The organism is Neoroseomonas marina, assembly GCF_012927745.1.
GTDB classification, from domain to species: Bacteria; Pseudomonadota; Alphaproteobacteria; order Acetobacterales; family Acetobacteraceae; genus Neoroseomonas; species Neoroseomonas marina.
In genome coordinates this window covers 1-11877 of the sequence record NZ_JABBKX010000011.1, presented here as the reverse complement: position 1 = coordinate 11877, position 11877 = coordinate 1, and the positions used below count along the sequence as shown (strand labels likewise).

Here is an 11877-nt window from a genome sequence, read left to right as displayed (position 1 = left end):
CCCGGCCCGCGGGTCGAGACTGCCCCCCGCGTCCGGCAGCGGGCGCGGGGAGGACAGCCATGACGCTCAGCGCCATCCGCGCCGACATCACGGCGCTCGACGTCGACGCCATCGTCAATGCGGCCAATGAGCGGCTCGCCCAGGGCGGCGGCGTCTGCGGCGCGATCTTCCGCGCAGCCGGGGAAGCGCTCCTCGCGCGCGCCTGCGCGCCCCTTGCGCCCTGTCCGACCGGCGCGGCGCGCATCACCCCGGGCTTCGCCCTGAAGGCGCGCCACGTCATCCACGCGGTCGGCCCCGTCTGGTACGGCGGGGACCGGGACGAGCCGGCGCTGCTCGCATCCTGCTACCGCGAAAGCCTGCGCCTGCTGCGGGAGGCGGGCGGGCGCTCGATCGCCTTCCCGGCGATCTCCACCGGCATCTTCGGTTACCCGCTCGCCGCCGCGACCCGGATTGCCGTCGCGACCGTGCGGGAGGAGATTGCCGCCCACGGCGATCTCGACGTCACCTTCGCCTGCTTCGACCAGCACACGCTCGACACCTACACGAAGGAACTGAGTGCATGACGGAACCCTGCGACCTCTCCGCGCTCGAGGCGCGGCGCCTGATCGGGCGCAAGGCGCTCTCCCCCGTCGAACTGATGGAATCCTGCCTCAAGCGCATCGGCGAGGTGAACCACGCCGTGAACGCGATGGTCGCGGTGGACGAGGCCGCCGCCCGCGCCGGCGCCAAGGCGGCCGAAACGGCGGTGATGAAGGGCGAGCGCCTCGGCGCGCTGCACGGCCTGCCGGTCGGCATCAAGGACCTCGAGGAAACCAAGGGCCTGCGCACCACCTATGGCAGCCCGATCTTCAAGGACTTCGTGCCCGAGGCCGATTGCGGCATGGTCGCGAACCTGCGCAAGGCGGGCGCGGTCGTCATCGGCAAGACCAACACGCCGGAATTCGGCGCCGGGGCGAACACGCGCAACGCCGTCTATGGCGTGACGGGCAATCCCTTCGATCCGACCAAGTCCGCGGCGGGGTCCTCGGGCGGGTCGGGCGTGGCGCTCGCGACCGGCATGGCGCCGATCTGCTCGGGTTCGGACACCGGCGGGTCGCTGCGCAACCCGGCGGCCTTCAACGGCATCGTCGGCTACCGGCCCTCCCCGGGCCTGGTGCCGTCCGAGAAGCGCGGCCATGGCTGGTCGGGCCTGCCGGTGCTGGGGCCGATGGCGCGCACCGTGCCGGACGCGGCGCTGCTGCTCTCGGCGATGGCGTCGGACGACGCGATGGACCCGCTCGCCTACACCCTGCCGCAGCGCGCCGTGCGCGGCGTGCCGGAGGACTACCATCCGCTGAAGCCGATCGATCTCTCGACCCTGCGCCTCGCCGTCAGCGTCGATTTCGGCCAGGCGCCGGTCGAGAAGCACATCCGCGAGGTCTTCGCCGGCCGTGCCCAGGCAGTGGCGAAGCTGTTCGGCGTGGCCGAGGAGGCCGACCCCGATTGCCGCGGCGGCGACGAGGCCTTCGAGGTGCTGCGCGCCACGGGGTTCCTCTCTTCCCACCTGCAGAAGGTGCGGGAGCGGCCGCAGGATGTCGGTCCCAACGTGCGCGCCAATGTCGAGGAAGGCCTGCGCTACACGCTCGAGGACGCGGCCAATGCCGCGGCGGCGCAGACGCGCATGTACCGCGCCTGGCAGCACTTCTTCGCCCGGCACGACATCCTGATCACGTCGGCGATCACGCTCTCCCCGCGGCCTTGGAAGGAGCTCTATCCGGCCGAGATCGACGGCAAGCCGACGCGGACCTACTTCCATTGGCTCGCCTGCGCCTACTACGTGACGCTGTGCGGGCATCCCGCGATCTCGCTGCCGATGGGCGTCGACAAGCTCGGCATGCCCTTCGGCCTGCAGATCGTCGGGCCGCGCGGCGGGGATGCGCTGGTGCTGCGCGTTGCCGCGGCGATCGAGGACGCCTTCGTCCACGACCCGGTGCTGCGCCGCCCCGCACCCGACCTCGCCGCGCTGCGCGCCGCGCCGCCGGTCAAGGAGATGCCCGGCGCGGTGGGGTGGGACTGATCTCCATGGACGCCACGGTCATTGCCGAGCTCGCACCGCGCGGGGTGCTACGGGCTGGCATCAACCTCTCGAACTTCCTGCTCGTCACCGGCCGTGACGAGCACGGCAGCCCCGAGGGCGTCGCCCCGGACATGGCGCGCGCGGTGGCCGAGCGGCTCGGCGTGCCGTTGCGCCTGGTGCCGTTTGCCAGCCCCGGCCTGCTGGCGGATGCCTGCGGCACCGATGCGTGGGACATCGGCCTGATCGGCGCGGAGCCGCAGCGGGCCGAGACGATCGCCTTCTCGGCGGCCTATGCGGAGATCGAGGCGACCTTCCTGGTGCCGCCGGGATCGCCCATCGGCTCCATCGCCGAGGTCGACCGCCCCGGCGTGCGCATCGCGAGCACGGCGCGCGCGGCCTACGACCTTTGGCTCGAGCGCAACATCCGCGTGGCGACGCTGCTGCGGGCGGAGAGCCTGGACGGCGCCTTCGCGCTGTTCCGGGAGAAGGGGCTCGACGCTCTGGCCGGGCTGCGGCCCAAGCTCATCTCCGATGCGGCGTCGATGCCCGGTGCGCGCATCCTGGATGGCCAGTTCAGCGCGGTGCAGCAGGCGATCGGCACGGCCCGGAAGAATACTGCGGGCGCCGCCTTCCTGCGCGCATTCGTCGAGGAGGCGAAGGCGAGCGGCCTGGTCGCCCGCCTGATCGCGAAGCATGGCGTGAAGGGGCTGTCGGTCGCCCCGCCGGGCTGATCACCAATAGGCGCGGTTGTAGCGCCGGTCCTGGTAGCTGCCGTAGCGCCGCCAGTCACCGCGGCGGTCATAGGGCCGCCGCTGGTAGGAGCGGTAGCCGTCGTCCTGGCTGTTCGACGCCGCGACGGCGAGGCCCACCAGCGCCGCGGCCCCGATGCCGAGGGCAGCGGTGCTGCCCCAGTCGGTCGTGCCGTCCGGGTGCTGGCAGCCCGCGATCAGCAGGCTGGCGGACAGGGCAAAGGCGGGAAGGGTACGCATGGCAGGGATCCTCCTGACCCCTGCATGATCGGCAGCCCTGGTGTCGGCAGCGCGGCGCCATTGCGGCGCCGTGCCATGATCCGGTCAGGCGCGCGCGCCGGAAAAGGCGTTGAAGGTCTGCAGCGTATAGGTGTCCTTCACGCCGGGCACGGTCTGGATCTTCTCGACGACGAACAGGCCGATGTCCCGCCCGGGCTCGAGGTAGAACTTCCCGAGCAGGTCGTACTGGCCCGACACCGAGTGCATCTCGGACAGTTCCTCGATGGTGTCGGCCATCTCGCGGGCCACGCGGTAGGCCTGGCCCATCTCGCATTTCACCATGACGAAAATCGCGCGCATCCGCAGTCCCTCGACACTGGGGCCGCCAGGCGGCCCGTTCTGACGCAGTGTCCCACGTCCGGCAGCGCGGCAGAAGCAGGAGTGGCCGGCCCCTGGCTGGGCATGGCGTGGCCAGGGGCAGGGCGGAGCGCCCAAGGCTTGGGCAGTCGCCGTGCGGGCGCGGAGTCGCAGGGCGGTCAGACCGCGGCACGCCGGTTGCTTTCGGATCGGGCATGACCGCACTCACCCAGGCCCCCGACCGGGGGGGACCCGCCCAGCCGCTGCTCGAGGTGACCGGCCTCGTGAAGCATTTTCCCATCCATGGCGGGCTGCTCGGCCGCCAGGTCGCGACGGTCCGCGCGGTGGACGGGGTGAGCCTGACGATCCGGAAGGGCGAGACGCTCGGCATCGTGGGGGAATCCGGCTGCGGGAAATCCACCACCGCCCGGCTGCTGATGCGCCTGCTCGATCCCGACGCCGGGGAGATGGTCTTCGACGGGGAACAGGTCGGCGGCACCGACCAGACCGGCGGCGTGACGCTGCGCGACTATCGCCGCCAGGTGCAGATGGTCTTCCAGGATTCCTACGCCTCGCTGAACCCGCGCCTGACCATCGAGGAGACGATCGCCTTTTCCCCCCAGGTCCATGGCGTGTCGGGTCGCGAGGCGCGGGAACGGGCGCATGAGCTGCTCGCCGCCGTCGGCCTCGCCCCGGCGCAATTCGCCCGGCGCTATCCGCATGAGGTCTCGGGTGGCCAGCGCCAGCGCATCAACATCGCCCGGGCGCTGGCGCTGCAGCCGCGCCTCGTCATCCTCGACGAGCCGGTGAGCGCGTTGGACAAGTCGGTCGAGGCGCAGGTGCTGAACCTCCTCGTCGACCTGAAGGAGAAGTTCGGCCTGACCTACGCCTTCATCAGCCACGACCTGAACGTGGTGCAGTACATCTCCGACCGCGTGCTGGTGATGTATCTCGGCCAGGTGGCCGAGCAGGGGCCGGTCGAGGAGATCTACGAACGTCCGGCGCATCCCTATACCCGCGCGCTGCTCGCCTCCCGGCCCTCGATGGATCCGGCCAAGCGCCGCACGGCGCCCCCGTTGACGGGGGATCCGCCCAACCCGGTCAACCCGCCCTCCGGCTGCCGCTTCCGCACTCGCTGCACCCTGGCCGAGGATGTCTGTGCCCAACGCGTGCCCGTCGCGGCGCCACTCTCGGCTGGTCACGAGGCTGCCTGCCATGCCGTGATGCCGGGCAGCGGCCATTCCGCCGCCCCGAGGATCGCGGCATGAGCGCCGCCCTGAAGCCCGAGGCCCCCGCGCCGCTGGTCCGCGCGCGGGATCTGACGGTCCGCTTCGTCAACCGCGATGCCACCGTCCATGCGGTAAACGGCGTCGACCTCGACCTCGCGCAGGGCGAAGTGCTCTGCCTGCTCGGCGAGTCCGGTTCGGGCAAGTCGGTCACGCTGCGGGCCCTGATGAAGTTGCTGCCGCGCCAGGCGAAGGTCGGCGGCAGCATCGAGGTCGCGGGGCGCGACGTGCAGGCGATGTCCGAGGGGCAACTGGCCGATTTCCGCGGCGGCGACATCGCGATGATCTTCCAGGAGCCGATGACCGCGCTGGACCCGGTCTTCACCATCGGCCGGCAGATCGCCGAGGCGGTGCAGCGGCATGAGGGCGTCTCGCGCTCCGCGGCCGATGCGCGCGCGCTGGAGCTGCTCGAGCTGGTGCAGATCCCCTCGGCCAAGCGGCGACTGGCGGCCTATCCGCACGAATTGTCGGGCGGGCTGCGCCAGCGGGCGATGATCGCGGTCGCCCTGGCCTGCAAGCCCAAGTTGCTGCTGGCGGACGAGCCGACCACGGCACTCGACGCCACGGTGCAGATCCAGGTCCTGCTGTTGTTGCGGGAGCTTCAGGAAAAGCTCGGCATGGGTGTCATTTTCGTCACCCATGACCTCGGCGTGGCGGGCGAGATCGCCGACCGCGTGGCTGTCATGTACGCCGGCCGGGTGGTCGAGGAGGCCGCGATCGGCCCCTTCATGGGCGGCCCGATGCATCCCTATGCGCAGGGGCTGTTGGGCGCCACCGTCCACCCGAGCATGCGCGGCAAGCGGCTGACCACCATTCCCGGTGCCCCCCCGAGCCTCGAGAAGGAGCCGACCAGCTGTGCCTTCGCCCCGCGCTGTCCTACGGCGGAACCTGCCTGCCTTGCGGGCGTGCCGCCGGCGCGCCTCGTCCGGCCGGACCGCATGGCCCGCTGCATCCGCATCCCGGCGGCGTGAGCGATCGGGCGGACGGAATCTTGCCGAAACGCGTGGCCGTGGTCACATTCGGGCGAGTTTCATGGCAGGGCGGCAATGCGGACGGTAACGCAGCTGGCGGTTCTGGCCCTCGTGGCCGGGGCCGGCGCGGGCTGGCACTACTACGGTGATCGGGTTGGCCTGCCGCCGCCGCTGCAGCTGGTGGGCCTTCAGCCCGCGCCGCAGGGGGGCAGTCGCGGCGGCGGCACCGGTGGCCCGGTGGGCGTGGTGGTGCAGCCTGTCCGCATTGCTCCGGTGGTCGAGCGCGTCGAAAGCGTCGGGACCGTGCGCGCGCGCGAGGCCGTCACCATCACCAGCAAGGTCGCCGGCATCGTGGAGCAGATCCGCTTCACCGAGGGCCAGCGCGTCAGCGCCGGCGATACGCTCGTCCAGCTCGATGCCGCCGCCCTGCGCGCCGAGCTCGATCAGGCGCGGGCGCTCCTCGACGACGCGCGCAACCAGCTGATCCGCGCCCGTCAGCTCCAGCCAGGCCAGACCATCGCCGCCCAGCGGCTCGAGACGCTCGAGGCGTTGTCGCGCCAAGCCGAAGGCCGGGTCCGTCAGGCGGAGGCACGGCTCGAGGAACTGCGCGTCACCGCACCCTTCGGCGGCCGCGTGGGCCTGCGCCAGGTCAGCCCCGGCGCGCTGATCCAACCGGGCACGGCGATCACCACGCTCGACGACACGGCGCGGGTGCGGGTGGAATTCTCGGTCCCCGAGGTGCACCTCGCCCGTGTGCGTGTCGGCAGCGCGGTCACCGCGCGCAGCAGCGCCTACGGCAACCGCCGCTTCCAGGGCACCGTCGCGGTCATCGACACGCGCCTCGACCCGGCGACGCGCTCGGTCCGCGTTATCTCCGAATTCGACAATGCCGATGAGGCGCTGCGCCCCGGCCTGTTCCTGACGGTCGAACTGGTGCTCGAGGAACGCGAGCGGGCCCTGCTGGTCGCCGAGGAGGCGATCGACCCGGTCGGCGACCGCGCCTTCGTCTTCGTCGTGCGCGACGGCCGCGCCCGGCGCCAGGAGGTGAAGCTCGGCCTGCGGCTGCCCGGCGAGGTCGAGGTACGCGATGGGCTGAACGCCGGCGAGCCGGTGGTGGTCCGCGGCGTCCAGCGCCTGCGGAACGACCTGCCCGTGCGCGTCGTCGAGACGCTGGCCAGACCGACGAGCTGAGGGGGAGGGCGCGCCGGTGGTCCTGTCCGACGTCTCGATCAAGCGACCCGTCTTCGCCACCGTCATCAGCCTGATGCTGACGGTGCTTGGCCTGTTCGCGCTGATGCGCATGCCGATCCGCGAATATCCGGCGATCGACCCGCCGATCATCCAGATCACGACGACCTATACGGGCGCCTCCGCCCCCGTGGTCGACAGCCAGATCACCGAGCTGCTCGAGGCCGCCGTCGCGGGGATCGAGGGAATCAAGACGATCTCCTCCCAATCGCGGGACGAGCGCAGCCAGATCATCATGGAGTTCCGCCTGACGCGGAACGTGGATGCCGCGGCGAACGACGTGCGCGACCGCGTGGCGCGCGCGCTGGCCCGGCTGCCGGAACAGGCCGACACGCCCGTCGTCGCCAAGGTGGACGGCGACAGTCGGCCGATCCTGTGGATCGCATTGGCCTCCGACCGGCTGTCGCCGCTCGACCTGACCGACATCGCGCGGCGGCGCATCGTCGACCGCCTCGCGATCGTCGAAGGCGTCGCCCAGGTGCTGATTCAGGGCGAGCGACGCTTCGCCATGCGCATCTGGCTGGACCGCCAGGCGCTCGCCGCGCGCAATCTCACCGTGCAGGACATCGAGGAGGCGATCCGGCGGGAGAATGTGGAACTCCCCGGCGGGCGCATCGAAAGCCAGCAGCGCGAGCTGACCGTGCGCACCGACAGCCGCATGAGCCGGCCGGAGCAGTTCCGCGAGATCGTCGTCTCGCGCGGCGCCGGCGGCGCGCAGGTGCTGCTCGGGGAGGTCGCGCGCATCGAGGTTGGCGCCGAGGACACCCGCGGCGCGTACCGCATCAACGGCCGGCCCGCCATCGGGCTCGGCATCCTGCGCCAGTCCACCGCCAACACGCTTTCCGTCGCGAACGGCGTGAAGGCCGAGATGGAGCTGATCCGTCCCTCGCTGCCCGAGGGCGTGGACACCATCATCGGCTACGACGAGAGCCTGTTCATCAGCCAGTCGATCTACGAGGTCGAGCACGCGCTGATGATCGCCCTCGCGCTCGTCATCGGCGTCATCTTCCTGTTCCTGCGATCGGTGCGCGCGACGATCATCCCGGCGGTGGCGATACCGGTCTCGATCATCGCCTCCTTCATCGCCATGGCCGCGCTCGGCTTCTCGGTGAACGTGCTGACGCTGCTGGGCCTGGTGCTGGCGATCGGGCTCGTGGTCGACGACGCCATCGTGGTGCTGGAGAACATCCACCGGCGGATCGAGGAAGGGGAAGAGCCGTTGCTGGCCTCCCTCTATGGCGCACGGGAGATCGCCTTCGCAGTCATCGCGACGACCCTCGTGCTCGTCGCCGTCTTCGTGCCGCTGTCCTTCATGGGCGGCAATACGGGGCGGCTGTTCACCGAGTTCGGGCTGGCGCTGGCCGCTTCCGTGCTCTTCTCGGGCCTCATCGCGCTGACGCTCACGCCGATGATGTGCTCGAAACTGCTGAAATCCCACCAGGGGGAGACCTGGCTGGTGCGCGTCACCGAGCCGGTCTTCCTCGGCATGAACACCGCGCTGCGCTGGACGCTCGATCGTGCGCTGCGGGCGCCGCTGCTGGTGCTCGGCGCCTCGGCCGCCCTCTGCGGCGTCGGCGTGCTGCTCTACGCCGCGCTGCCCAAGGAGTTCGCGCCGACCGAGGACCGCGGCGTCGTCATCATCCCGACCACGGGGCCCGAGGGCGCGTCCTTCGGCTACACGATGGAGCACGTGACGCAGATCGAGCGCCTGCTCCAGCGCTACGTCGACAACGGGGAGGCGGCGGCGGTCTTCGCCACCGTCGGCGGCTTCCAGCGGCCGGCGGTGGGCAACATCGCCAACATCTTCATCCGTCTCGCGCCCTGGGCCGACCGCAGCCGCAAGCAGCAGGAGATCGCGGCCGAGGTCTTCCCCCGCATTTCGCAGATCCCCGGCGTGCGCGGCTTCGCGCTGAACCCGCCCTCGCTCGGCCAGCGCGGGTTCCAGCCGCCGGTCCAGTTCGTCATCGGCGGGCCGGACTACGACACGCTGATCCAGTGGCGCGACCGTTTCATGGAGCGCGCGCGCGAGAATCCACGCCTGCTCAACCTCGACCACAATTTCAAGGAGACGAAGCCCGAGGTCCGCGTCGAGATCGACCGGCGCAAGGCCGCCGACCTCGGTATCTCCATCGCCGCCGTGGGCCGCACCATCGAGACGATGATGGGCTCGCGCGAGGTCACGACCTATGTCGTGGGCGGGCAGGAATACAAGGTGCTGCTCCAGGCGCCGGAGGAACTCCGTCTGTCGCCCTACGACCTGCAGAACGTCTTCGTTCGGACATCGTCGGGCGGGCTGGTGCCGCTGGCGAACGTCGTGACCATGTCCGAGCGCGCCCGCGCCCAGACCCTGGCGCGCGAGGACCGGGTGCGGGCCATCACCATCACGGCCTCGCTCGCCCCCGGCTATTCGCTGGGCGACGCGCTCGACTATCTCGATGGCGTGGCGCGGGAGGTACTGCCGGGTGAAGCGCGCATCGCCTACCGCGGCCAGTCGCTGGAGTTCCGCGAATCCTCCGGCGCGCTCTACGTCACCTTCGCCATGGCGTTGCTGGTGGTCTTCCTGGTGCTCGCCGCGCAGTTCGAGAGCTTCATCCACCCCTTCGTCATCCTGCTCTCGACGCCGCTCGCCGTAACGGGCGGGCTGCTGGCCCTGTGGTGGACGGGGCAGTCGCTCAACATCTTCAGCCAGATCGGCATGATCCTGCTGATCGGGTTGATGGCGAAGAACGGCATCCTGGTCGTCGAGTTCGCGAATCAGTTGCGCGACCGCGGCCTGTCGATCCGCGAGGCGGTGCTCGAGGCCTCCGTCGTGCGGCTGCGGCCGATCCTGATGACCTCCATCGCCACCGTACTGGGGGCGGTGCCGCTGGCCGCCGCAACCGGAGCAGGGGCGGAAAGCCGCCAGGCGCTGGGGGTGGTCATCGTCGGCGGCATCACCCTGTCGACCTTCGTGACGCTGTATGCCGTGCCGGCGCTGTATCTGCTGCTTGCCCCCTACACCAAGCCGATCGGGGCGATCGCGGCGAAGCTGACCGAACTCGAGGCCAGCCGCGGGAAAGGTCATGGCCACGGGCCGCAGCCGGCGGAGTGACGGGCGCGGCCGGAACGGCTAGGTTTCGCGCCGCTCTGTTTCGATTCACGGGAAGGATGTCCGGATGACCGAGGCACGTCGCGCCGCTGCTGGGCGCACGGGGGGAAAGCTGCTGGCGGATGCGCTGGTCGCGCAGGGCGTGACCCATGCCTTCTGCGTCCCGGGTGAGTCCTATCTGGACCTGCTGGACGGCCTGTATTCGGTCCGCAACCGCATCCAGCTCGTCACCTGCCGTTTCGAGGCCGGTGCCGTCCATATGGCCGAGGCCTATGGCAAGCTGACGGGCAAGCCGGGTGTCGCCATCGTCACCCGCGGCCCGGGCGCCTGCCATGCGGCGATCGGCGTGCATGTCGCCTTCCAGGATTCGACGCCCCTGGTGCTGCTGGTCGGCCAGATCCCGGTCGACGAGACCGACCGCGAGACCTTCCAGGAAGTCGACTACCGCCGGATGTTCGGCCCGCTCGCCAAGTGGGTGACGCAGATCGACGACGAGAAGCGCATTCCCGAGCTGATGGCCCATGCCTTCGACGTCGCGACCTCCGGCCGCCCCGGTCCGGTGGTGGTCGCGATCAGCGAGGAGATGCAGAAGCGCCTCGCGAACGTGCCCGACATCGGCCCGGCCGAGGTCCTGCCGCCGCACCCCGCGCCCGATGCGATGGCGCGGGTGATGAAGATGCTCGGCGCGGCCAAGAAGCCGCTCGCCATCCTCGGCGGGTCGCGCTGGACGGACCAGGGCAAGGCGGACATCCGCGACTGGCTGGTCGCCAACGACCTGCCGGTTTCGGTCGCCTTCCGCCGCATGGGGCTGTTCGACGGCACCTCGGCCAACTACGTCGGCGACCTCGGCGTCGGCGCCGATGCCGGCCTCGTCGCCAAGGCGAAGGAAAGCGACCTCATCCTCGCCATCGGCACCCGCATCGGGGAGCCGGTGAGCCAGGGCTACACGCTGCTCGACATGGCCGGTGCGACGCCAATCGTGCACGTCTACCCGGACCAGGCCGAGATCGGCCGCGTCTATCGTCCGGCGCTCGGCATCGTCTCCGAGCTCAACGCCTTCGCCGCCGCTGCCAAGGCCGCCGGCGCGGTGAAGAAGCCGGCCTGGAGCGCCTGGACCAAGGAACTGCGGGACCTGCGCGTCGCCCAGGCCAAGCCGCAGGACTACGAAGGGCCGCTCAACCTCGCCACCGCCCTGCAGGCGCTGGAGAAGGAGCTGCCCAAGGACACGATCTTCACCACCGACGCCGGCAACTTCGCCACCTGGCCGAACCGCTTCATGCATTTCAGCGAGAAGCAGGATTTCCTCGGCCCGACCAATGGCGCGATGGGCTACTCGGTCCCGGCGGCGATCGGCGCCAAGATCACCCACCCCGACCGCGCGGTCATCGCCTTCGTGGGCGACGGCGGATTCCTGATGACGGGGCAGGAGATCGCCACTGCGTTCCACCACTCGGTGAACCCCATCATCCTGGTCTTCAACAACCAGATGTACGGCACCATCCGGATGTACCAGGAACGCACCTATCCGCACCGCGTCTCCGGCACGGCGCTCACCAACCCCGACTTCGCGAAGTTCATCGACGCCTTCGGCGGCCATGGCGAGGTCGTCGAGCGCACCGAGGAACTGGTGCCCGCGGTGAAGCGCGCGCTCGCCTCGGGCAAGCCCGCGATCGTCGAGGTGCGGACCAACCCCGAGCAGGTGACCAACCGCGCGACCATCGCCGACCTGCGGGCGCAGGCGGCGAAGGCGGCGGCAGGCGCGACGCAGGCCGCCCCCGCCCAGGCCGTGCGCACGCCGGCGCCGCGGCGGACGGGGCCGCGGGCGCGCTGATGGAATTTGTTTTTTTTTCAAACTTCAGTGGGGGTCTGTACGCGTGGCCCCTATGCACCCATCTCACCAGCT

The 11877-nt window shown here is 70.6% G+C and carries 10 protein-coding genes; 8 read left to right on the top strand and 2 right to left on the bottom strand.

Features of this window, described 5'->3' with window-relative positions; genetic code table 11:
• The first annotated feature begins 59 nt into the window (after positions 1-59).
• From GWK16_RS22095 to GWK16_RS22085, 3 genes are read left to right on the top strand one after another with little or no spacing between them, the layout of a single operon-like run.
• Positions 60-563 (top strand): macro domain-containing protein, encoded by a 504-nt coding sequence (locus tag GWK16_RS22095; RefSeq protein WP_170056152.1) that lies wholly within the window; start codon positions 60-62, stop codon positions 561-563.
• Complete coding sequence (locus tag GWK16_RS22090) at positions 560-2056, top strand: amidase (RefSeq protein WP_170056151.1); 1497 nt, start codon at positions 560-562, stop codon at positions 2054-2056. Before GWK16_RS22095 ends, GWK16_RS22090 begins: the two co-directional genes overlap by 4 nt.
• Positions 2057-2061: 5 nt before the next feature.
• Positions 2062-2787, top strand: coding sequence for a transporter substrate-binding domain-containing protein (locus GWK16_RS22085; protein WP_170056150.1), 726 nt, complete (start codon positions 2062-2064; stop codon positions 2785-2787).
• Here the strand turns inward: GWK16_RS22085 and GWK16_RS22080 are convergent, their stop codons facing one another.
• The gene (locus tag GWK16_RS22080) at positions 2788-3045 is read right to left on the bottom strand and encodes a hypothetical protein (RefSeq protein ID WP_170056149.1); all 258 of its coding nucleotides are present in this window, start codon (positions 3043-3045) and stop codon (positions 2788-2790) included.
• Between the two features lie 84 nt (positions 3046-3129).
• A complete protein-coding gene (locus GWK16_RS22075; protein WP_170056148.1) occupies positions 3130-3384 on the bottom strand; it encodes an Lrp/AsnC ligand binding domain-containing protein in 255 nt (84 codons plus the stop codon).
• Positions 3385-3596: 212 nt separating this feature from the next.
• Between GWK16_RS22075 and GWK16_RS22070 the strand changes: the two genes are divergently transcribed.
• The 5 genes from GWK16_RS22070 (at position 3597) to GWK16_RS22050 (ending at position 11805) form a co-directional block, all read left to right on the top strand.
• Positions 3597-4649, top strand: a complete 1053-nt coding sequence (locus GWK16_RS22070) for an ABC transporter ATP-binding protein (protein WP_170056147.1) — start codon at positions 3597-3599, stop codon at positions 4647-4649.
• On the top strand, positions 4646-5638 hold the full coding sequence (locus GWK16_RS22065) for an ABC transporter ATP-binding protein (protein ID WP_170056146.1): 993 nt from the start codon (positions 4646-4648) through the stop codon (positions 5636-5638). Before GWK16_RS22070 ends, GWK16_RS22065 begins: the two co-directional genes overlap by 4 nt.
• A 75-nt stretch (positions 5639-5713) precedes the next feature.
• Positions 5714-6829 carry an efflux RND transporter periplasmic adaptor subunit gene (locus GWK16_RS22060; RefSeq protein WP_170056145.1) on the top strand — a complete coding sequence of 372 codons (1116 nt, stop codon included), beginning with the start codon at positions 5714-5716 and terminating at the stop codon, positions 6827-6829.
• Positions 6830-6845: 16 nt separating this feature from the next.
• Positions 6846-9977 carry an efflux RND transporter permease subunit gene (locus tag GWK16_RS22055; protein WP_170056144.1) on the top strand — a complete coding sequence of 1044 codons (3132 nt, stop codon included), beginning with the start codon at positions 6846-6848 and terminating at the stop codon, positions 9975-9977.
• Positions 9978-10041: 64 nt separating this feature from the next.
• Positions 10042-11805 carry a thiamine pyrophosphate-dependent enzyme gene (locus tag GWK16_RS22050; RefSeq protein WP_170056143.1) on the top strand — a complete coding sequence of 588 codons (1764 nt, stop codon included), beginning with the start codon at positions 10042-10044 and terminating at the stop codon, positions 11803-11805.
• Positions 11806-11877: the final 72 nt, after the last annotated feature.